The sequence below is a fragment of the Clostridium sp. ATCC 25772 genome, from assembly GCF_001573875.1.
Classification (GTDB): domain Bacteria; phylum Bacillota; class Clostridia; order Clostridiales; family Clostridiaceae; genus Clostridium_J; species Clostridium_J senegalense.
Genome location: NZ_LFRG01000012.1, coordinates 38,694 through 62,349, shown reverse-complemented (window position 1 = coordinate 62,349; position 23,656 = coordinate 38,694). Strand labels below are relative to the sequence as shown.

At 24.6% G+C, this 23,656-nt stretch carries 24 protein-coding genes; 7 read left to right on the top strand and 17 right to left on the bottom strand.

Annotation, left to right across the window (positions count from 1 at the left end; translation table 11 throughout):
* Nucleotides 1–36 precede the first annotated feature (36 nt).
* The 3 genes from AZI32_RS07255 to AZI32_RS07245 all read right to left on the bottom strand — a co-directional run bounded on the left by AZI32_RS07255 (nt 37) and on the right by AZI32_RS07245 (nt 3,188).
* Nucleotides 37–783 (bottom strand): DUF5694 domain-containing protein, encoded by a 747-nt coding sequence (locus AZI32_RS07255; protein WP_061995208.1) that lies wholly within the window; start codon nt 781–783, stop codon nt 37–39.
* Between the two features lie 174 nt (nt 784–957).
* Nucleotides 958–2,004, bottom strand: a complete 1,047-nt coding sequence (locus tag AZI32_RS07250; RefSeq protein WP_061995207.1) for a MerR family transcriptional regulator — start codon at nt 2,002–2,004, stop codon at nt 958–960.
* A gap of 146 nt (nt 2,005–2,150) precedes the next feature.
* A complete protein-coding gene (locus AZI32_RS07245) occupies nt 2,151–3,188 on the bottom strand; it encodes a S66 peptidase family protein (protein WP_061995206.1) in 1,038 nt (345 codons plus the stop codon).
* A 705-nt stretch (nt 3,189–3,893) separates the two neighbouring features.
* Between AZI32_RS07245 and AZI32_RS07240 the strand changes: the two genes are divergently transcribed.
* Nucleotides 3,894–4,547 (top strand): hypothetical protein, encoded by a 654-nt coding sequence (locus tag AZI32_RS07240; protein WP_061995205.1) that lies wholly within the window; start codon nt 3,894–3,896, stop codon nt 4,545–4,547.
* Nucleotides 4,548–4,928: 381 nt separating this feature from the next.
* On the opposite strand, the gene AZI32_RS07235 is transcribed toward AZI32_RS07240, so the two are convergent.
* The 3 genes from AZI32_RS07235 to AZI32_RS07225 form a co-directional block, all read right to left on the bottom strand.
* Nucleotides 4,929–5,768, bottom strand: a complete 840-nt coding sequence (locus AZI32_RS07235) for a DUF6544 family protein (protein WP_061995204.1) — start codon at nt 5,766–5,768, stop codon at nt 4,929–4,931.
* Nucleotides 5,769–5,817: 49 nt separating this feature from the next.
* Nucleotides 5,818–6,252, bottom strand: a complete 435-nt coding sequence (locus AZI32_RS07230; protein ID WP_061995203.1) for a MarR family transcriptional regulator — start codon at nt 6,250–6,252, stop codon at nt 5,818–5,820.
* A gap of 123 nt (nt 6,253–6,375) precedes the next feature.
* On the bottom strand, nt 6,376–6,873 hold the full coding sequence (locus AZI32_RS07225; protein ID WP_242865276.1) for a hypothetical protein: 498 nt from the start codon (nt 6,871–6,873) through the stop codon (nt 6,376–6,378).
* A 147-nt stretch (nt 6,874–7,020) separates the two neighbouring features.
* Between AZI32_RS07225 and AZI32_RS07220 the strand changes: the two genes are divergently transcribed.
* Complete coding sequence (locus AZI32_RS07220; RefSeq protein WP_061995201.1) at nt 7,021–7,506, top strand: GNAT family N-acetyltransferase; 486 nt, start codon at nt 7,021–7,023, stop codon at nt 7,504–7,506.
* A gap of 476 nt (nt 7,507–7,982) precedes the next feature.
* Here AZI32_RS07220 and AZI32_RS07215 read toward each other — a convergent pair whose 3' ends face one another.
* From AZI32_RS07215 to AZI32_RS07170, 10 genes are all read right to left on the bottom strand, one after another.
* Nucleotides 7,983–8,909: a transposase gene (locus tag AZI32_RS07215; protein WP_242865275.1), complete on the bottom strand. Its 927-nt coding sequence runs from the start codon at nt 8,907–8,909 to the stop codon at nt 7,983–7,985.
* A 312-nt stretch (nt 8,910–9,221) separates the two neighbouring features.
* Nucleotides 9,222–10,121 (bottom strand): HAMP domain-containing sensor histidine kinase, encoded by a 900-nt coding sequence (locus AZI32_RS07210; RefSeq protein ID WP_061995199.1) that lies wholly within the window; start codon nt 10,119–10,121, stop codon nt 9,222–9,224.
* A 15-nt stretch (nt 10,122–10,136) separates the two neighbouring features.
* A complete protein-coding gene (locus AZI32_RS07205; protein WP_061995198.1) occupies nt 10,137–10,877 on the bottom strand; it encodes an ABC transporter permease in 741 nt (246 codons plus the stop codon).
* Nucleotides 10,870–11,793, bottom strand: a complete 924-nt coding sequence (locus AZI32_RS07200) for an ATP-binding cassette domain-containing protein (protein ID WP_061995197.1) — start codon at nt 11,791–11,793, stop codon at nt 10,870–10,872. Before AZI32_RS07200 ends, AZI32_RS07205 begins: the two co-directional genes overlap by 8 nt.
* Nucleotides 11,794–11,881: 88 nt before the next feature.
* Nucleotides 11,882–12,577 (bottom strand): response regulator transcription factor, encoded by a 696-nt coding sequence (locus AZI32_RS07195; protein WP_061995196.1) that lies wholly within the window; start codon nt 12,575–12,577, stop codon nt 11,882–11,884.
* A gap of 249 nt (nt 12,578–12,826) precedes the next feature.
* Nucleotides 12,827–13,252, bottom strand: a complete 426-nt coding sequence (locus AZI32_RS07190) for a GNAT family N-acetyltransferase (protein WP_061995195.1) — start codon at nt 13,250–13,252, stop codon at nt 12,827–12,829.
* Nucleotides 13,253–13,517: 265 nt separating this feature from the next.
* Nucleotides 13,518–13,943: a GNAT family N-acetyltransferase gene (locus AZI32_RS07185; RefSeq protein WP_061995194.1), complete on the bottom strand. Its 426-nt coding sequence runs from the start codon at nt 13,941–13,943 to the stop codon at nt 13,518–13,520.
* Nucleotides 13,944–14,471: 528 nt separating this feature from the next.
* A complete protein-coding gene (locus tag AZI32_RS07180; protein WP_242865273.1) occupies nt 14,472–15,185 on the bottom strand; it encodes a GNAT family N-acetyltransferase in 714 nt (237 codons plus the stop codon).
* A gap of 203 nt (nt 15,186–15,388) precedes the next feature.
* The gene (locus AZI32_RS07175; RefSeq protein ID WP_061995193.1) at nt 15,389–16,114 is read right to left on the bottom strand and encodes an HAD family hydrolase; all 726 of its coding nucleotides are present in this window, start codon (nt 16,112–16,114) and stop codon (nt 15,389–15,391) included.
* Between the two features lie 320 nt (nt 16,115–16,434).
* Complete coding sequence (locus AZI32_RS07170; RefSeq protein ID WP_061995192.1) at nt 16,435–16,980, bottom strand: GNAT family N-acetyltransferase; 546 nt, start codon at nt 16,978–16,980, stop codon at nt 16,435–16,437.
* A gap of 501 nt (nt 16,981–17,481) precedes the next feature.
* On the opposite strand from AZI32_RS07170, the gene AZI32_RS07165 reads away from it, so the two are divergent.
* The 4 genes from AZI32_RS07165 to AZI32_RS07150 all read left to right on the top strand — a co-directional run bounded on the left by AZI32_RS07165 (nt 17,482) and on the right by AZI32_RS07150 (nt 22,129).
* On the top strand, nt 17,482–18,177 hold the full coding sequence (locus AZI32_RS07165; RefSeq protein ID WP_061995191.1) for a response regulator transcription factor: 696 nt from the start codon (nt 17,482–17,484) through the stop codon (nt 18,175–18,177).
* Nucleotides 18,178–18,198: 21 nt separating this feature from the next.
* On the top strand, nt 18,199–19,251 hold the full coding sequence (locus tag AZI32_RS07160) for a sensor histidine kinase (protein WP_061995190.1): 1,053 nt from the start codon (nt 18,199–18,201) through the stop codon (nt 19,249–19,251).
* A 174-nt stretch (nt 19,252–19,425) separates the two neighbouring features.
* On the top strand, nt 19,426–20,193 hold the full coding sequence (locus AZI32_RS07155; RefSeq protein ID WP_061995189.1) for an ABC transporter ATP-binding protein: 768 nt from the start codon (nt 19,426–19,428) through the stop codon (nt 20,191–20,193).
* On the top strand, nt 20,180–22,129 hold the full coding sequence (locus AZI32_RS07150; protein ID WP_061995188.1) for an ABC transporter permease: 1,950 nt from the start codon (nt 20,180–20,182) through the stop codon (nt 22,127–22,129). The genes AZI32_RS07155 and AZI32_RS07150 overlap by 14 nt, the downstream gene beginning before the upstream one ends.
* Nucleotides 22,130–22,245: 116 nt before the next feature.
* On the opposite strand, the gene AZI32_RS07145 is transcribed toward AZI32_RS07150, so the two are convergent.
* Nucleotides 22,246–23,061 carry an alpha/beta hydrolase gene (locus AZI32_RS07145; RefSeq protein ID WP_061995187.1) on the bottom strand — a complete coding sequence of 272 codons (816 nt, stop codon included), beginning with the start codon at nt 23,059–23,061 and terminating at the stop codon, nt 22,246–22,248.
* 126 nt (nt 23,062–23,187) lie between these two features.
* Here AZI32_RS07145 and AZI32_RS07140 point away from each other — a divergent pair, with 126 nt between their 5' ends.
* Nucleotides 23,188–23,496, top strand: coding sequence for a hypothetical protein (locus tag AZI32_RS07140; RefSeq protein WP_061995186.1), 309 nt, complete (start codon nt 23,188–23,190; stop codon nt 23,494–23,496).
* Nucleotides 23,497–23,656 lie beyond the last annotated feature (160 nt).

Genomic DNA, 23,656 nt, shown 5'->3' with positions numbered 1-23,656 from the left:
ATGCCTATTCATTTAAATTTAAAATTTTCAAGTAAATCATTTTAAATACTCTGATACATCTACTAGTTCAAACTCATTATAATCTTCTATAAAATTTCTTAAAATTTTACAATGCCCCGCTCCATATATAACTAATATTCTATCATTTTCTTTAGCAATTTTTTGAAGATTACTAAAAATATATAGATTTCTTCTATACCATTCAACAAGAAAATCTACGCCGTAATAATTGCTCCCTTCGCCAACTTGATTAGGATATAAATATAAATCACTATGCTCATTATTTATATTTGTAGGGTTGTTCATTTTTTTAAACATTTCTAATACAGTTAAGTTTTCACAGTCTTCTTTATCTTCATTACCTAATTTGTCAATCGTATTCATAAAGTTTTTATAAATTTTGGGTTCATTATTTTTGCAATATTCTAACCATTCCATTGGTAAATCTACCCCTTTATCTAGTGGATAAATCTTTTCATGGCTTAAAGTCTTACCTAGTCTAAATCCAATTTGAACTACTTCATTTCTCTCCTCTAAAATAGTATTTTCTATAACCATTCCCCTTTTTAAATATTTAGAGTATATTCTATTTAATTCATCTTCTTTATCTTTATCTTTTTCAACTGCTATTTTATTAGGCTTAAACTTTAGCAATCTATCTATTAACTCTTTAAGTTCCTTTTGTTTTTTATCACTCATAATATCCTTTGGATTATTTTCTATCAGGTGCTCCCCACAGCTACCAAAATGATATGTTCCTAACATAAGAATTTTAGCTTTCATGATACTTCCCCCTTTTTACTATTAAACATAAAATTTAAATTTATATTAAACTTATTTTACCATATACTTAAATAGAACATAAATAATGTTTTCAATATTCAAAACAGTGTGTAATTATATAAAAACTGTGTAAGAACTACACATTTTCACAGTTCTAGTAAACTTTCATTTAGTTTAAATAATTTTAACTATATAGTTAAATGTATCTATTCTTTCATAGCTTAAGTTTTTATCAAACCTTCTAAATTCCATTTTCAAAAAATCAATATTAGAGTAATACTCATCTTCCACTTCTTCTATTTGCCCTTTTGTCAAACTTTTAAATATAAATCTTTTATCATCTACATCTTTAAACATTAAATCTCCAATAATTATTTTTCCATCATTTTTTAATACTCTAATCATTTCTTCTATAGCTATAACCTTTTCATTTTCATTTAGATGGTGAAAAGCATAAGTTGAAACTATAATATCAAAACTCTTATCACTATATGGTATTTTTAAAAACTCTCCTAATCTTACTTTTAACTTAGGATACTTTTTCTTTGCTATTCTTAACATTTCTCTAGATTGATCTATTCCTACAATATCACAATTATTTTTTAAAAACTTGCTACTTAAATTTCCTGTTCCTACACCTATTTCTAAAAATTTTAACCCTTTTTTATTATTTTTACTTGCCAAATTGTATACCTTGTCTAATATTAAATTATAATTCTTGTATATTTTAACTTCTCCTCTATCTTCTACTATAGCCTTATCATAATTTTTAGCCCAATCATTAAAGTTCCATTTATCTTTCCAATTATTTTTAATATCACTTATTTTATTAGCTCTTTTTATAACATCTAATATATCACTATCTAATCTACATTCCTCCTTCATATAGAGCTTATCTAATATATTCTCTAGTGAATCTCTAATTATAGTCAATCTTTGGATTTCATCATTCACTATTTCCCATTGATCATTAAAATGATTTAAATAATTTTTATTACTTTTGTTTTCTATTATATCTTTTATATCACTAATTGATAAACCTATAGATCTATATAGTAATATCAATTGTAGTGTCATTATATCCTCATCATTAAATTTTCTATATTCATTATTACTATCTCTTAATGGCTTTAATAGTCCTTTTCTCTCATAATATCTAATTTTGTTAGTAGTTATATTAAAAATATTTGCAACCTCACTTATACCATAACTATGATTCATAATATCAACACCTTTCATATATAATTTTAAACTTTCACCTTAGACTAAAGTCAACATAAAAAAGTAGACTTAAGCCTACTTTTAATTCTAAAACAAATATTCTACTTTTATAATTAAGGCATAATCAAATAAATAATATGCCTAACTTAAATGACACCAGAATCTAATATTGAAAATTCAACTTTATTACAATCAATTTCACCTATAGCGCCATAAGGAATAGTTATTATTGGAGCTGTATGACCAAAATTCATATTGTACATTATAGGTAAATCTTTTAATTTTAGTTCTTCATTTATAACTTTTAAAATAACCTTTTTATATTCATCATAATATTTATTATCATAAGGTTTACCAAATATTATACCTTTTGCATTTTGAAAGATTCCCTGTGATCCATAATTTCTTAACCAGTATTCTAAATACTTTGGCTTTGGCATATCTTCTGATGTTTCAAAAAATATAATTGCATCATTCCATAATTTCTTTGTTGGCCAGAGTTTAGTGCCTTTAATCATCTCTAAAACATCTATACATCCTCCGATTAAATGTCCTTTGACTATACCTTCTCCTTGTAAAAGTTCATATCCTTCATTTTTATAAGTATTTCTCTGTTTATATTTATTGCTATAAACCCATGGTAAATACTCGCTTGTCCAAATTGGAGATGGATTGATTTTACCTATCGATGAATTATTAAATAACACTTTGTAAATCCATTCTTTTGTATAATCAAACATTTTAACATTTTCAGCAAACTCTGCTAAAATTGATGGACCATAGAAAGTGGCTAATCCTGCTTTTAAGCATATCATATGCGAGATAGTGGTATCAGAATATCCTATAAAGACCTTAGGATTATTTTTAATAACATCAAAATCTATATATGGTAACATCCTTATGCTTTCATCGCCACCAATGCAACTAAAAATTCCTTTTATAGATTTGTCTTTAAAGGCATTCATTAAATCTTCTGCTCTTTTTTCAGGATGATTATATAAATATTCACTTCCTTTTAACGTATTTTCCATTTCTATAACCTTTAAACCAAACTCTTCTTCTAGACGTTTTTTCCCTTGCTCATATCTCCATAAAATATCACTATCACCTGCTCCACCCCAAGATAAACTAATAGTTGCCACTTTATCACCTTTTTTTAATGCTAATGGTTTTATTAATTTCATTTTTAATCCCCCCATAATTTATATAAATATATAATAACGAATTTATAAGCTTATATAAACATATAAATTAAAATACCATTAACTTTAAATAAAATATAGCTATTGTAAGTATAGTATTGCTCTGAATCACTATATAGAATTATTAGTGTTTATTAAATATTTTTCATTTATTCAAAATAATTTAACTTATATGCCACATATTTACATGTAACTCACATTATAATATATCAAAGGAGGATTGATTTAATTTATTATGAAAAAGTATAGTAAAACTACAATTTTAATTATGATTTTATTGATAATCTACTTAATTTTATACTTTTCACACCTTAAAAACACATCTTTTAAATGCGATACATTTAAAAATTTTACTGCTTCTTCAATAACAAAAATAAGCACTTACTAATTAAAATAGTAGGTGCTATTTTAAGTATATTAATATAATATTACTTTTTCTAATATTAATTAAAAATTTTAAAGATTAGTTTTTTATCGACTTCAGTATATTTCAACACCTTTTTACCTTTAAATTTTAAAATTAAATATAAAAGTTAGCCTATACTACTATACTCTTAACAATGCTTAAATTTAAACCTAAAACAATATTCATAAGCAAATATTATTTAAACTTCATTACATCACTGAATATATTTATATCTTTTAGGAAACCCTAAGTTATATTTTGTAAATAAAGGAGAATGTAAAATGAAAAAACTATTATCAATTTTTTTAACATGTATGCTTTTAGTATCTTTTTCTTTAGTACCATCTGAAGTTAAAGCTACTATAGATAGTTCTTCTGATACACTACCTTTTACTCAGTCCATGGCAAATTTTAAAATGGAAGAACAAAGACTTTGGATAGAGCATGTACTCTGGACTAGAAATTTTATTATTAGTGATTTAGCTTCCCTTGAAGATAAAGACACTGTACTAGATAGACTTTTTAAAAATCAAGATGACATTGGAAATTCTATCAAACCTTACTATGGGGATATAGCTGGAAATAAACTTTCTAAACTTTTAAGAGAACATATTTCTATAGCTGGACAAATTGTTGATGCTGCTAAAGAAGGTAATAAAAGTGACGTGGATAAATATAACACTTTATGGTATGAAAATGCAGATAAAATTGCTGATTTTTTAAGTGCAGCTAATCCCAATTGGTCAAATAAAGAATTAAAAGATATTTTACATATGCATTTAAAATTAACTACTGATGAAGTAGTTGCAAGAATTAATAAAGATTGGAACGCTGATGTTCAAAGCTTTGATAAAGGTGAAAAACATATCCTAATCTTATCGGATGCTATTACTAATGGAATTATAAAACAATTTCCGAACAAATTTTCAAAATAACATACAAAAAGGATGCTATTCTGCATCCTTTTTGTATGTTATTAATTATTTTAATAATAATTCTTACTACAAAGTTCTAATATTTTCCTAATATTTCCCGGGAAAAGCTTTGTTAATTTCTCTGATATACATTCTTCTTTGTATTAGGAAATTGTACAGTTTGTTTAAATACTTTAACTTAATCCCCTCTGCTATTTCTTTATTAATTATAATACTACCTAAGCTTTTTATAGTTTTAGTAGCCTTTTTCAAATACCAACCATACTACATATTCATCAGCAATAATTCCAAAAACTTTAAGTCATATACCTATATATTACTCTTTCTAGATTTCAACTTAAATATAATAATGTATGTAAGATAAAAGCCAATACTTAAAATTTATTTATAATAAATCTCCATACTTTTACTATCAAAATATATCAAATCTCCTTTATCATAATGCCATATAGCCTGTAATCTTGTTGGAGTATTAATCCCTTTAATTTTTTTATAATTTGATGCAACTGCAGACCAATTTTCATAAGAATCAGTATCTTCAGCAAATCGTTTTGATTGAAAACTTGTCATTTCATAACTTTCATTAAAATAAAATATACCACTAACCTTTATATCATTATCTACTATTGTTGCTTCAACTGTATATTTATCAATTTCTTTATATTTTATATTTTTTTGTAATGCTAGGCTTGGATGCATTAAACATTCTGAAAGATATGTAACTAATGCCCCTGAATTCATATCATCTCCCTTTTCATTAAACAGCGTAACATTTTTTGCAATAACTCCTTTCATTGAACCTTGTCCATTTTCATAAATATCAATGCCTTGAAATGGTATTTTAAACATCTTTGTATCAATTAAAGCCAATCTACTTAGATTATTTGTAAAATCATAAACTATATAATCAATTTTTATATTAGGTTTATTTAATCCCATTGAAAAATCAACATTTTTAAAACTAAACATTACTTCTGAAGTTTTTTCTATACCTAAATAACCATTGTTTATAAAATATTTTTGTATTGCTTCTGGTAAAACCCTTAAATCATCCTTAGATATTATTCCTTGTTCCTTAGCTTGTTTTTTTTCAATATTATTTATCTTTTTCCAGTATTCAGTTTTCACTGGAGAATATGGTATATTTAGATAAATTATGATTCCAATTATTGCTAAAATAGTAACTAAAAAAAGCATCTTTAATTTTTTTCTCTTTTTCATATGATTCCTTCTTTCATATAGATATATATTTCGTCCCATCACTAACTTATTATATATCCAAATTTAGTATATTATCTTCAAGTTTTTTCATAATTGAAAACATAGAATCTATTTCATCATCAGTAATGTTTTTATATAAATTTTCAATAAATTCTTCTTCTATGTTTTCTCTACCTTTAAAATAATTAAAACATTTTTTTGTTAGACATATTCTAATAGCTCTATTATCTTCTGAGTCTTTTTCTAGTTTAACAAAATTATTATGTTCTAAATGCAGTGCTAATTTTTTTACATTTTGTCTGCTATATCCCATAATTTCAGAAACTTGAGTAAGTGTTGGATTTTTAATTTTACTTTGTCCTATTGAAATTAATAAAAGCCATTGTTTCATTGAAATTTCATCAAACAATTTATCTCCTGCATTTTGTAATTTATTTGAAAATAGAAATATAGCTCCAAATATATATGCCTTTTTATTTTCCAAATTATCACCTCCAATTAAGTAACTAGTTACCTATATTTTATAATAAGCTCTCATTGTTGTCAATTTTTTAATTATATTTTAATTTATGCAAAAACAAAAATGCGACAGTAATTGCCGCACATTCTAATTGTCATGAAATCTTATCATATCTATCATTATTAAAAGTCCTATTAAAAACAAGGTATATTCTTCATCTATAACTTTTAAATTATATTTATCTCTACCAATAAAATTAAATTCTTTCTCTATATATCCTATATCTAAATCATTTTTACGTATGGTATATGACCTTCCAAGTATATTTTCACTTTCCATTTCTATATCACCATATATACCCGATATATTATATTTAGGAATCATAAATTCTTTTTCTATTAATGCAATTTCTTTACCACTTACATTATACATAACGTATTTATGTGCACCTATTCTTATTTTTTGTTCCATATATAATACTCTCTCATCTTTATTAGGAGTATATACATTTATATTTTTACCAATATCAAACTTATCAGCTTCCACTAAGTATATTTCTTTTCCATTCTCATCAAAAACATCAAACTTAGCACCTAATGCAATCAGTCTTTCTTTTATAAAATAGCTTTTGCTCAATATTATCACCTCACATATAAGTATATAATTTAACATATATTTACTCAATAACTATATTTATTAATATTTTTTTGACTATTTATATGGTATAATATTATGGAAAATAATGTAATAATATTTGTATTATTAATATATTAAAATTTTAGGAGGGACATGATGAATTTTAAATTAGATGTTTTAACTGAAGACTATGCAAAAGAAATTTGCAGTTGGAAATATACTGATGAATATTCTATATATAATTATCCAAGTTGGAGTAAAATGTATAATGAAAATTGGGGTATTACAAAGGAAGAAAAAAGAAAATCTGAATTTAATTCTATCATTGATGAACTCAATAATTTATGTGGCCATATAAGATTAGTAAATAAGGTTAACTACATTGTTATAGGTATTGGTCTTAAACCTTCTTTATGTGGAAAAGGATTTGGATCTATAATAATGAAATTAGTAAAAGACAAATGCAAGTATGAATATCCAAACAAACCTATTATTTTACAAGTTCGTTCATTTAATAAAAGAGCAATAAAATGTTACACTAAAACAGGTTTTAATATAATAGATACTTATAAAACTAAAACCCCTCTTGGCAATGGAGAATTTGTTAAAATGAAATATACATTTTATAATGACTGTCACTAAATTAATGTACTATATTGTAATTTATATAATGACTGTCACTAATAAATATACACTTTTATATTTAAAGTTCAAACTTAAATATAATAATGCACAAAAACACTCTAAATCTCTATTTATTTAAACATTTTATCTATTTACAATAATCATTTATAAAATTATTAACATCCTCACTTATTTCTTTATAGCATGTCCAATGTAAATAATGATGACCTTTTAAAATTACCAATCTTTTAAAATTTAGCTTATCCAAATAGGTATTATAAAAAGAAGTGCTAGTTTTACCCTCATCAGATTATTTGAAATGTTCCTTGTTAAATATCATAACTGGCTGGCACTTTTGTTAAATAATAATGACTGTCACTAAATAAAAACTATCATATTTTAAATTTATAAAAATTTACCTTTACTTATATTTAAGGTTTGTACACATTCTTATTTAATTTTATAAAGCTTTTTTTGTATTTTTAAAATTTCATTTATATTACATACTGTTCTTTTTCTATAAACTTTTTAAATATATTATTATAGTTGCTATTATATCTTATAAGTTCTATTCCATAATTGGTTAAAGTACACACTCTACTTGTTGTTATCCCCCCTAACACTTTTCCTATCTTAAGAGAACTTATACCACATAATGATGTTGCCATTAAAGCAAATATTGCTCTTCCTTCTTTATTATAACTTCTATTTTTTATTAATAAATCTTCTACTTCTAACCCTATTTCTTCTACTATAAACTGAGCCAACTTGCCAACAGAAAAATTTCTTTTTAGTATCTCCCTATTATTTACATATTCTACATTTTTAAATTCCATATCTAATTTTATCTCTACTTCCTTAAATTTATTATTTTGAATATTCATTGTTTCATTAAATAGTTTTACATAATCTTTTACTGCAAAGTATTTAAATCTGCTTAGTATACTTAATATAAATTCACTATCTACTATATCAAATTCATCTATACCTCCTGCATATGCCTTTATACTTGAAAACTTGTAAGTTTCAGGTGTGTTTCTATATCCTATAATATCCTTTGGATTCCTGTGAATATATAGTGATGCTGCTACTAGATACCCATCACTTTCTATTATTGTGCTTTCAAATCTTTCTTTATACAATGATCCATTTGAATCATGTTCTCTGTTGTAATACTTTGAGTATCTCTCTTTTATACTTTTCATAATAACTGATATATCTGTACCATATGAATCCACTATAAGATGTACATGAGTATCCATTAAGCAATAAGCATATACTTTAAATTTATATTTTTGTATACTTTCAGATAATTTTTCCATAAACATTTTTTTATCATATTCATTGTTAAACAATGGTTTTGATTTGCATCCTATTATTCTTACATGGTATATAGCATTTTCTGTTTTTTTTCTTGCCATTCTAGCCAAAGCTAAATTACCTCCTACTAACAATTATCCTTATCTAAAGCTTTGACAATAAAAATATAGTTAATCAAAATTATAATTATAAAATATTTTTATTAAAAGTTAGTAACTTTAATAATTTAATGACTGTCACTAATAAAAAAAGACACTTAATAACTTATTGTTTTGTGTCTTCTTATAACTATTTATTATTAAGTTTTTTTATTTTCCAATCTTTATATCTTACAGAAATATATACAACTAAAGTTCCAAATATAATTGCATAACAATGACTTTTTACCATAACAATATCCCCCACTATAAACTTCATATCTTTATCAAAATATTTATATACAAATACTTATCTTCTAACTTAGATGTAATATTACCTCCTAATTTTTCCACAAGTGATTTAGTTATGGCTAATCCTAATCCAGTATTCTGTCCTGTTCTCATCCTATCCCTTGTAAAAAACCTATCAAACATATGTGATGCATCATATAGTGTTAATTCTGGTGCATAATTTTTAAACTCAACATCCATATAGGGACCCTTTCTTTTTAAAGAAATACTAACTTCTCCTTTAGAATGTTTTAAGATGTTTTGAATCAAATTAATAAAAATCCGATTTATTGCATTTTTATCTGATATAACACACTCCACTTTTTCATCTATACTTATATTAGGCTCTAATCCCTTTGATATAAACTCCTCATAAAACTCCGATATTATCTCACATAAAACATTACCAACATTAACTTTTTCATAATTAAAATTATATTCATTAGCTTGTAATCTAGATAAATCATAAAAACTAGTTATTAACATTTGTAATGAATTAGCTCTTTTTTCAATTATATTTATATATTCATTTTTTTCTTCCTTTGATATACCCTCGTCTTTAATTAACTGAATATATCCTTTAATAGATGTAAGTGGAGTTCTTAAATCATGTGACATGTTTGCAATAGCTTGCCTTAATTCCACCTCTAGTTCTTTATAGTTTCTTTCTAATTGTTGTTTTGATTTTAAACAACTATTTATTTCCATAGCTAATTCTTCAATATACTTATCAGAAACAGAGATTTTAATTTTTTCATTAGTATCACTTGAATTTATTTTATTAAGATTTTTTTTTATATTTCTAATTTCTTTTCTGTTTAGAAAAAGTTTTAAACTTGTAATACTCAATAATGCAATAAGAATTACTATTAATATATAATGCATCAATTAACCCTTTCTTTATTTAATTTCTTGTTTTCTGAAAATTTTCATACCAATTAAACTAAATACTATTGTATATACAGCCCCTATTAACGCTATACTTATCATTTCACTATTAATACTTTCCATTATTTGAAGCTTAGATAGTTGCGATGTAAGTAATAACTTGTATACATAAATGAAACTCTTTGAAACTTTATATTCCAAATATAATATAATTTGACGAAAATTCAATACAATAATATATAAAATTGCTAATAGAAAATCTTTTTTACAAAATAACATTAATATATTTACAAGAGCTATGCCTCCTAAATATAAAGGTAATCCAACTAAAAACTTAGCTAATAATAGCAATAAACTTGCATTTGAATAGCCTTCATAAGGAATTGTAAATGTGTATATACATGTTATAAAAGTTATCAAACACGCTATACAAATTATTATGAAAATTATACTCTCTATAATTATTTTACCTAAAAATATTTTTTCTTTACTTAATCCATAAGAAGCTATGTTCTTTAAAGTTCCTTCTTTAAATTCTTCTAAAAATATTGATGTAAGTATTACTACAAATATCAATATCCCTGCTAAAAACTCATTAGCAATACTTATAAGCACACCTCTAGCTTCCATAGGAGCATTATCTGAAACAACTAAAAAAATAAATACTATTAAAGCCATAATAATTAAAGAACTTACATATAATAAAGGTCTTCTTAACCATTTGTACATCTCTGCTTTTATATAATTAAACATGTGCTTTTCCCCCTACTAAATCAATGAAATAGTTTTCCAAATTAGCGCCTAACCTTTCTAATGAATAAACCATTACTCCATTTTCAACTAATAACTTATTTATAATTTCTGGTTCATCTAAATGAGCGTAAATTTTTATATTATTATCAGGTAGTACTTCATATTCTTTACATCCAACTTTATTTTCCAATATAGCTGATGTTTTTTCTATATCATTAACCTTAATAGCCAAACACGTTCTACATTTTTCATTCATTTCTTTAGCTGAAATTTCTTCAATTAACATTCCATTATCAATAAATCCAAAGCATGTAGCTAATTGTGCAACTTCTCCCAGTATGTGACTTGATATAAGTATAGTTGTATTTTTAAGTTTATTAAGCTTTAAAAGTATTTCTCTAATCTCTACAATTCCCATAGGATCTAACCCGTTAGTAGGTTCATCTAAAACAAGAAAATCTGGATCTCCCATGATAGCTAAAGCAATTCCTAATCTTTGTTTCATACCTAAAGAGAATTTTTTAAATTTCTTATTTCCTACATCCCCTAATCCTACTAATTCTAATGATTCTTTTACAACTTCTCTTTCTACAATGCCTCTTTGAATTCTATAATATTCTAAATTTTGCTCAGCAGTAAAATAAGGATAAAACTTTGGAGTTTCAACAATTGAACCTACACGAGAAAGCTCTTTTAATTTTTCTTTTGTAGAGGTTTTTGAAAACAATTCTATTTCCCCATCAGTTTCACCTATTAAAGATAATATAAGCCTTATTATAGTGGTTTTTCCTGCTCCATTTTTTCCAATAAGCCCATATATATCACCCTTTTTAATATTCATATTAACATTATTAACTACAACATTGTTCTTATATCTTTTAGTTAAATTTCTTGTAGCCAAAATAGTTTCTTCCATTTAACTCACCCTTTCTTAACTCTCTATGTGTCTATATTAAAATAAAATGGTCAAGATAAGTTAAAGAAAATATTAAGAATTTATAAAGTTACTCTCCAAGTTTAAAACCTATTCCCCATACTGTTTTTATATATTCATTTCTATTATCTACTACTGATATTTTAGATCTTATATTACTTATATGTACATTTATAGTTTTATCATCACCTAAAAAATCATCATTCCAAACTTTCTCAAATAAATTTGCTCTAGTAAATACCTTCTTAGGATAACTTAAAAGTAACTCTAAAATAGAAAACTCCTTAGCTGTTAATGCTATCTTTTTCCCTTTTACCTTTACTTCTACTAACTCCTTATCTAAAACTAACTCTTTGTAAATTAAAGGTTCATTATTTTCTTTTATACTATTAAATTTAGTATATCTTCTTAGCTGTGCTTGTACTCTTGCTAAAACTTCATTTATATCAAAAGGTTTACATATAAAATCATCTGCTCCCAGTTTAAGTAAATTTATTTTATCATCTTGAGATTTTTTCGCTGATATAACTATAACTGGCATATTTTTAGTTTCTCTAATATATGAAATAAGTTCTTCTCCTGTCATTCCTGGCAACATTAAATCTAATATTATAAGTTTGAAATCTTCCATATTTATATATAACTTACCTTCCGTTCCTGAATAAGCTGATTTTACATTATATCCTTCTTTCACAAGAATTTTTCTTATAATTCTATTTATATCTTCATCATCTTCTACAACTAAAATATTTACATTTCTATCCATCTTCAATACCTCCATTAACTATTTTATACAATAATTATACAATACTTTTTATATTAATAAAATTTTATTATAAACCCACTTTTATATTCTTATAGAAAAAACAAAAATCCTTAATTGTTTTAATAATAATTTTTATTAAATATATTAAAATCTGCTAGCATTTTCACAATATCATTATCTCTTATCTTTAAATAAAAATATCGTAAAATCCATCTCTGAATAAATACGATATTTTTATAACTTAACAATTTATTTATTTTCTATTAATTGTTTCAAAAGATAATAACGTTTACTTGTTGCAGGATATTCATCTAATTTTAAAACTTCTTTATATCCTAATTTCAAATAAAAATCTCTAGCTTTTAAACTGAAAGTATCAAGAAATGCATATTTACATCCCCTTACTATAGCTTCTGCCTCAAGAGTTTTCAATAATTTAGAACCAATTTTTCTACCTCTGAACCTTTCATCAACCCATAACAATGATATTTCTAACCAATTACCATTAATTTGTGCTGTAATACCACCTATTCTATTATTATTTTTATTCTTAACAAAAATAGCTAAAGGCTTGGCTGCTTTTATCCCTAGATTAGAGCAATTATATTTTTTTAAATTACTTTCAATTCCATTAATATCATTTTCCCTTGGAATATCAGTTATCACAAATTTCATAAACCCTCCACCTTAAAATAAATGTTCTTCTAATTTTTATCTAATAATCATTCCGCTTTCTTCTAACAAAAATTCCATGTCTTATCATTACAATCTAACCTCTCAATTTAAATTACTATTTATTTTTTAAACATTATTTACAATTTACAGTGTATTTAATCGTTTACTTAGTTTATTAAATACATTCTAAAAAGTTAAATCTTAGGCTTGGTTCACTATATAATCAATGTAATTAGATCACATATTTTTTCATCTCATTCTTATCTTACCTACTTTTTATTAGTTGCTTAATAAAATAATGACGTTTACTAGTTATTGGATAATTTTCCAATGTGAAAACTTCCTTATACCCTAACTTTAAATAGAAATCTCTTGCTTGAAAACTAAAAGTATCAAGAAATGAATACTTACAACCTCTTATTATGGCCTCTGCCTCAACATTTTTTAATAACTTTGAACCAATTTTCTTATATCTAACTTTTTCATCTACCCATAATGAGGATATCTCTAACCAATTACCGTGAGTTTCCGCTATAATACCGCCTATCTTATTTTCATTTTCATCATTAACAAAAATAGCTAATGGTTTAACCTCTTTTTCTTCTATATGAGAAATATTATATTCTATTAAATTATTTAAGACTATATCAACATCTTGCTCCTTGGGATTATCTGTCATTATATATTTCATAATAATTACCACCTTTCTTCTTATTAACTTTTCATTAATACATAATAAAAATATGCAAAAATATATTCCTTGCCTTCTATTTTTTGATTATCCAATTTTTCTTATGAATAAAAAATTTCATTTTTTTCAAAATATTCTTAAACTCAGTATCTTTTTATAATAAGAATATAGCACTTTTTTACCATACTCAAGGTTCACAAACTCCCCCTCACTGATTTGTACACCTTGTCCATACGAATCACACTTTTCATTTAAGAATTTTATATATCACATTTCTTTTACATTTTGATACTCTGTAAAATCATTATAAATTTAGCAAAATACTATTTTTCATTAGTGCTATCATTTTAATTTTTTAAATTATATATGGAACGGTATTTATAAGACTGTGAATATTTTTCTTTTCTCCAATTCTATTATCATTCTACATTTAATCTTTTTAATTGTTTATTTTTTACAATTATACCATAATTATAACACAATTCTAAATTTTTTTAATATTCTAGCCAATATTATTTTTTATATTTATTATTCTCTTTCAAACCAATTCACTATCTTATACTTTTCAAATCCTAAACTAGTTGCTAATTTCATAGATTCCAAATTATCTTCTTCAATATGGACAAATGGAATTTTATTTTTATTACGAACTTTATTTATTAAATCTATAGTTATATCATGAGCATATCCATTATTTCTATATTGAGACAAAACATGCAAAAACCCTATGGCACCATCATCCTGTGTAATTGCCCATCCTACTGGTTTATCTATATGACGTATACAAGAATTTACCCCTTTAGTTATTCTATTAATTATATAATCAATAGATATAACATCCTTATAATCTGAGTTTTCATAGATAAACTTAGCATCATTAATATTTAGTTTATCCATAATATTTTCAGCCTCGTTTATATTTACTTCATTTTTTAATATTAATTTCATAGTAGATAATCGCCACTTGATTTCATACCCTTTAATTAGAATAGGCATCATCCATTCTTCCACTGCTGCAAAATTTTTATCATCATAATTTATTTTGCTTTTTATTATTTTCAATTCATCTATTGATTTCGAACTTATATAAATCCACTTTTTATCACTTTTCCCTTTAACTATAATTAATTCTCCTATTTGTTCTATATAGCTTATTGGATAATTTTCAATGAAATTTATAATATTTATATTTCTAATTTTATCTTTATATGAAAATTTTAATACATCTTTTATATCATTCATTTTTTATTCTCCTATCCTTAATTTATTTTCTTAATTTATTTTTAATACAATTTTATTTAGAACATTAGTTTTCTATAAATATATATACCTATATAAGTTTAATGCCTGTCACCAAAAAATTTTAGATATAATAAAAACACCTACTAAATTGCCTAATAAGCGTTTTATATATTATTATATTAATTTTTAATATATTTAGTTTATTATATATAACTTAATAGCTCCTTTATAGTTGATATTTTCCCATGTGGTACTATTTCTAATTTAGTATCATTAATTATATCATTCTTTAGCCATATGGTTTTCATACCTAATTGTAAAGCAGGTTTAATATCACTTTCTAAACTGTCTCCAACCATTATTGCTTCTTTAGGTGAAATTCCCATTTGTTCTATAGCTGCTTCAAAAATTTTTTTGTTAGGTTTTCCTATTTTTAATGAATAGCTAAAAATAAAATTATCTACTAATTCATAAATTTTTGCCTTTGAAAAACACTCTTTCATAACCTCGTCATAATAACAAGTATTAGATATAACACCTATTTTATAACCTTTTTCTTTTATACTTTTTAAAGTTTCATATATATTATCTTCAAACCTAACTTGCTCTCTATATTCTTTGTAAAAACAATGAATAGCTTGTATACATTGTTCTAAACTAAAAGTCAAATCATATTTTTTAAGAAACCCATTTAAAAAACTTTCAATTGGATATTCTATTCTTTTACTTTTTCTATCTTTTATTCCATCCATCCAAATTTTATAAAAATTATTCTTCACATCTTCAAATGTAATATTTTCATCAAATCTATTTAAATACTCAGTTAAATAAACTAAACCTTGAATATCTTTCTCATCATCTGATTGTCCATAATGAAAATGTAATAAAGTATTTCCCATATCAAAAAATATTACCTTAATATTTTTCATAAATTCCTCCATTAACAATAACATCTATATATTAAATTTAAATTATCTATTTTTCTTTGAATTTATTATATATCCAACCAATAATCCTATAAACGTACCAAAACTTATAAATAAACCAATATTATTAAAAATAACTCCAAATGTTACTCCTATACACATTTCACATGATATGCAAATACATATTCAATCTTCTTCTTTTTTCTTATCTTCATCCATTTTATATCTCCTTCTATTTTAATTTTTTATAAATTATAGTTTATATGTTTTTATTCAAATTGAGTGTACCAATAAATTTTAATAATATATTATATTTTTACTTTTCACTTGTCTATATATTTTATTTCAGTATCCAATAAGGAATAAATATGACTTCCATACCAATTATTATTTAATAATCTAACTGCTCTACATGTTCCCTCTTTTTTCATTCCTATTTTTATCATAACTTTTTCTGAATTAATATTTTTATCATTACATAATGCTTGTATCCTATGAGCATTTAATTTATTAAATCCAAATTTCATCAATGCTTTTGCTGCTTCTGGAGCATAACCCTTACCAATGTAATCTATATGAATATCCCAACCAATCTCCCATTCTCTAATAGAAGAATCTATCTCCCAAAACCCTAGTTTTCCTACTGGCTGAAAGTCAGGTAACTTTGTGATAACCAAATAATATTTATTTCTTGGTATTTCATTTATGCATTTAAGTATTTTAGAAAATTTCTCATCAATTTCTTCTTTTGTAGGTATGGTATCTGATTCAAATTTTTGAATAAATTCGCTAGTTTCTAATTCAAAAAAGAAATCATAATCTTCTGCTACAAACTCTCTTAAACATAATCTATCAGTAAATATATTCATATTCTCCACCGCCTATATTTCAATTCTCACCTTAAAACTTAAAGAATTTTATTAGTTAAATATTTATTAAAATTTATATATATGATTTATTTAGACTTTTAATTTACATATATTTAATTTAATTATAAATTATGGTTTTTAAAAATTATATCATATTATATGGATTTCAAGTTAGCTTTTTAAATTATTGATTTCAAGGTCTAATAACTAAAGTAATTTTATATATTAGTGAAAACTTAAAATTTCATATGTAATTTTTTATGACCATCCATAAATTAAAACATTTTAGCATTTTTCCCCTATAAGTACTAGCTGTACTAACCTATTAACATTTGTTGTAGGCAATTTAAAACTACTTAAATAACGAAAATAGTTGAAAACACTGATTATAAAAAGTATATTTATACATAGGAGAATAATATTGGAAAGTATTATGTTATTTAAAGTATTTATGATTTTTTATATAATTTAATATAAAATGACCAAAGGAGGTATATGGGTATGTACAATATAATGATAGTTGAGGATGATGTAAAACTTGGTATTTTGATGAAAAATCACATTGAAAAATATGGTTATGAAGTATGTGTAGTAAATGACTTTTTAAATATAAAAGGAGAATTTATAAAAAACAACCCACAGGTTGTTCTTATGGATATCAATCTCCCTTTCTATGATGGCTTTTACTGGTGTCGAGACATAAGAACACTTTCTAATGTACCCATTATTTTCATATCTTCACGAGAATCAGATATGGACCAAGTTATGGCAATAGAAAATGGTGGTGATGATTATATAACAAAACCATTCTCCTATGATCTTTTAATAGCAAAAATAAAAAGCGTTATAAGAAGAGTTTATGGCAGTTATTCTGAAAGTACTAACAATGAAATGTTTGAAGTTAATGGATTATTTATTTATATAAATCAAAACGTTGTAGAGTTTAATAAAAAAAACATAGAATTAAGCAAAAAAGAATTTCAACTTTTATATTGTTTACTTAAAAATGTAAATAAAATTGTTTCAAGAGAAACTTTACTTGAAGTATTATGGAATGATGTAGATTTTGTAGATGATAACACTTTATCTGTTAATATTACAAGATTAAGAAAACGATTAGAAGAATTAGATATTATAGATGTAATTGAAACAAAACGAGGACAAGGATATAGAATAATAGATAATTGGAAGATTTAATTTTTTGGGTAGGTGACAAATATGAAATTAAAAGATTTTTTTAAAGATAGAATAGGATATGCACTTATTTACTTTGTAAGTACATCAATAGTTATTTTAATAATGTATTTAACTTTAATTATTAACAAAATAAACCTTCCTAAAACTAATATATTTTATGCCTTTTTAGTTTCAACAGTATTGTTTATAATCTTTTTATTATATGATTATTTTAAAAATAAATCTTTTTACATCCAATTGAGCCTTATGATTAATTCAAAAGATGAATTAGATTACATGTTAAACTTAGATTGCACGCGAACACTAGAACAACGATTATATAGAAATCTTCTTTTAAAAATATATAAGATATATGGTGATAAGATTGGAAAATATGAAGAAGAACGTAAGCAATACATATATTTTATTAATCAATGGGTACATCAGATAAAAACCCCTGTATCTGTAATAAATCTTATCCTTCAAGATCAAAAAAACGAAGAATACAGGGCAATATTTGATAGTCTAGCAGAGGAAAATGAAAAAATATCCCATTGCATTGAAATGATGCTTTATAATACTCGACTTAATGAGTTTAATTTAGATTTTAATGTAGAAAGTTTTAATATTATATCTATAGTCAGAAATGTAATTAATCATAACAAAAAGTCGTTGATACGTAATTTTATCTTTCCTAAAATTATTGGTAATGAAGATATTATTGTGGAAACAGATAAAAAATGGCTTTTCTTTGTGATAAATCAAATTTTTGTTAATGCCATAAAATATTCTAAAGATAGCCAAAAAGATAAAAAATATATAACCTTTAAAATAAACCAAGAACCAACAAAAGTTATTTTATCCGTTGCAGACAATGGTATTGGTATTCCTCCTCAAGACCTAAGCAGAATATTTAATGCTTTCTTTACAGGTAAAAACGGTAGAAAAATTGCTGAATCAACTGGTATGGGTATGTATTTATCCAAGAAAATATGTTATGAGCTTGGACATGATTTACTTGTTGAATCTCAAGAAAACCAAGGTACAACTTTTTCTATTGTTTTTCATACTGGTAAAAACATGTTTAAACTATAATCTTTCAATATTGTAAGACTAAAGTATGGCATGAAAGGGAAATCGATACCTTGATTTTCCTATTTTTTTTATAATAAACATAGAGGTTATCACAAAATTTAATTACTTTAAAATATATAAGCTTATTTTAATAGATAACTTATCAATATGAAAAACAGAAAGGAAGTTTAAAATATGTCTGTATTAAAAGGTGTTAATATAACTAAAATATATGGAAATAATAAAGGTGGTTTAACTGTAAAAGCCCTTGATAGATTCAATATAAATATAGAAAAAGGAGAATTTGTTGGTGTAATGGGACCTTCTGGTAGTGGAAAAAGCACTTTATTAAATATTCTTGCTACTATAGATACAGCGTCTTCAGGAGAATTGCTTATAAATGGTACAAATCCCACCGAGCTAGATGAAAAAAATATTGCCTTATTTAGAAGAAGAGAATTAGGATTTATATTTCAAGATTTTAATCTTTTAGATTCCTTATCTATCAAAGAAAATATTATCCTCCCATTAGTACTAGATAAAATTAAGTTAAAAGATATAGAACAAAGGGTTGATGAAATTTCTTCACTTTTAGGAATAAAAAATATTTTGCATAAAAAACCTTATGAAACATCTGGTGGACAACAGCAAAGGGCAGCCTGTGCAAGAGCTCTTATCCATAATCCCTCTATAATCCTTGCAGATGAACCTACAGGAAATTTAGATTCAAAATCTTCTTTAGATGTAATGGAGTCTTTAAACAATTTAAATAATAAAGAAAATGCTACAATTATGATGGTTACTCATGATCCTTTTGCTGCAAGTTTTTGCAAAAGAATTATAATGATTAAAGATGGAAAACAGTTTTTAGAAATTGTACGCGGTGGCAGCAGAGAATTATTTTTCAAAGAAATTATTGATTCATTGTCTATGTTAGGAGGAAAATATAATGACCTTGCGTAGTATTGCTTATAAAAATATTAAAGGCAACTTAAATAAATATATAATGTACTATTTAAGTAATACTTTAGTTGTTATGGTATTTTTTATATTTGCAAATTTTATATTTAATCCTGAAGTTAAAAATATAAAAACTATGGGTAACTTAGGACTACTATCAATACAAATAATGTATCTTTGCGAATTTATAATATTAACATTTACTGTAGTATTTACTCTGTATTCAATATCAACCTTTTTAAAATCAAGAGCAAAAGAATTTGGACTACTTTCAATGTTTGGACTTACTAAAAGTGAAATAAGAAACTATATTATGTTTGAAAACTTAATAATTTCTCTAGCTTCTATAGCAACAGGGATTGTATTTGGAGCATTATTCTCAAAGTTATTTTTCATGGCAATTTCTGCTATTTTAAAGCTTAATTTAGAAATACCATTTTCTATATCTACTAAGGCCCTTATTATAACTTTAGTATGTTTTATTATATTATTTCAATTGATTGGATTTGTAGCAAGTCATAACGTAAAAAATAATAACATAATAGAACTTCTAAAAGGCTCAAGGATAGCAAAGCCTTCCCCAGAGTTTTCTAAATATAAAGCAATTTTATCTATAATACTTATTTTTCTAGGATATATTATAGCTGCATCATCAAGTACTTTAATAATTTTAACTATGTTCCCTATTTTAATTCTTGTAGTTACAGGAACTTATTTATTGTATTCTCAATTCAGTGTATATTTTACAAATAAGTTGCAAGAAAACAAGTTAATTTATTATAAAGGTATTAATATGATAACTTTATCTCAAATTATATATAAATTAAAAGATAACGCAAAAATATTATTTATTGTATCAATACTAAGTAGTGTTACTTTAACAGCATCATCCTGTATATATTCTTTGCAAAAAAGTATGCAAAAGGAAATTCAATTAAACTCTCCCCAAGATATAAGTTTTATTGAAAGTGGATTAAATTCTCATGATATAATAATACCTGAAGAAATTGAGTCTATATTAAATTCTAGTGATCATAATATAACTTTTAAAAGTAAAGTTATTTTAATTAAAGCCTTAAATACAGATGATTCTATGAATAATAGTTTTAGTAACAAGAAAGACTTTTACATTATGTCTAATAGTGAATATAACATATTAGCTACTGAATTTGGAAAAACTCCACTTAATCTTAATTACGATGATATAGTTATACGTTCCTATAGCAATATGAATCCTAAAAATGAAAAATTATTTTCAAATATAAAATATTTAAACTTAGATATAGAAGGATTCAATGAAAAATTTAAGATTAAAGATGAAATTATTGGAGGAATTATAAATTCTGATGAGAAAAATGCAAATATAGCTATAATTAACGATAGTAATTATGAGAAAATCTTAAATAGAATTCCTGACGAAAGTAAATATGTCTACTATGGCTACAATATAAATGATTGGATAAATTCATCAGATATCGTATCACAAATTAAATCTATGGTTTCTAAAGACAAAGAAACTATGTTTAACGAAAGAGTACTGGGATTTCTCACAGTTATGAACGGGATGTCACTATTTTTCTTTATAGGAACGTTCATTGCAATATTATTTTTTATAGCTACAGGAAGTATATTGTATTTTAAAATGTTTACTGAAATTCAAAAAGATAAACAAGAATTTATCTCTCTTAAAAAAATGGGGATGTCAAAGGATGAAGTAAAAACTATTATAAGTATTCAATGCTTTATAATGTTTTTCTTACCTTTTGTAGTAGCCTTTAGCCACACAGCCTTTGCTATAAAATCCTTAAGTAATCTTCTTGGTGAAAGTTTAAGCATATATTTATTAACTATAGTAGCCATATACTTACTACTTCAAACCAGTTACTATTTCTTTTCAAAATCAATATATACAAAGCAAATTAATAATTGGGAATTATAATTTTAAAAGTTAACTTATAATCATATCCATTATTTAATCTTTATTAATTTTATAAAATATAAAACACCGTATAATTAAAATCTAATAATGCGGTGTTTTATTAATAATTAAGATTATTATTCCTCTATAAATTGTATTAGTTCTTTATTAAACTTCTCCTTCTGATCATAAAACAATCCATGTCCACTACTTTCAAATGCTATAAGCTTTGAGTTTCTAATACCTTGATTTTGAGCTTGAGCTAATGGAAAAAGACAAACCTTGTCATGAATACCGTGCAATATTAATGTTGGAACATTTATTTTTTCCAAATCAGAAAATAACCCTTCTTCATTTAACCATGAATTAGCTACTGATGCTGTAGACCATCCTGCAGCCTCCAACCCTAATTGGAAAAACCAATCTGAAAAAGCTTCAGTTATATGTTGAAAGAAAAACATATTTCCAAAATCTCTTAACATCTTAGGTCTATCATCATAGGTTCCCTTAATTATATCATCTACATCTTTTTTTTCTAATCCATATGGAAAATATGATCTTTTTATTAGACTTGGTGCTGCTGCTGCGAAAAGTGCAAGCTTAGACACTCTTGCTTCATTATGTCTAGCCATATATCTGATTGCAATTGCTCCTCCTGTAGAATGTCCGCACAATATAACATTTTTTAAGTCTAAAGCTTCAATTACAGCTTTAACATCATCTGCTAATCTATTGTAGTCATATCCTTTAAAAGGTTTATCTGATTTACCAAATCCTCTTTGATCTATACCTATGCATCTATAACCCATTTTAGGAAGTTGATCAAATTGATATTCAAATAGCTTATGGCTTCCAGGCCAACCATGTAAAAATACAATTGTCTTTTTACCTTTTGGATTAAGATCTTCCACATAGACTTTCACATTTTCTTCTACTTCAATATAATATCCCACTGAAATACCTCTCTTAATAAATCTTTTTCATTAACATTTTATTCCACAAAAGCAGATAGGTGAATTATATATAATTCACCGTACTATATGGTAAAATATAGTTATAAAGTAATAGGTGGGATTTATATGAAAAATAAAAATTATCTTATTTTTAGCATTTTATTAATGATATTTTCATTAATACTATTATTTGTAGGAGCTGTATTAAATTTTACATTGTTTGTTGTCAGTTTAATTTGTTTTTTTATAGGAATTGCTTTATTAATGCATTGGAGTACAATTGGCTATAAATGGATATGCGATGAATGTGGAGAAACTTTTGAAATTACCTTTAGTGAAAATATTTTTGGAATTAATCATGGTGAAAATTGTAAAAGCCTATATTGTCCTAAATGTAATAAGAAAACTATGTGTAAAGGCATTTCAAAACAATAAAATATTAAGGTTATGTTTTACATTACTTTAAAATATAACCTTAATCATAAATAATTTTTATTTAAACTTTTTCTTACACCAATCATCTCTTGTTATTCCAAATAAGTTTAAATCTCTATATTCACCATAATCAAAACTGTATTTTCTTAACGTCCCTTCT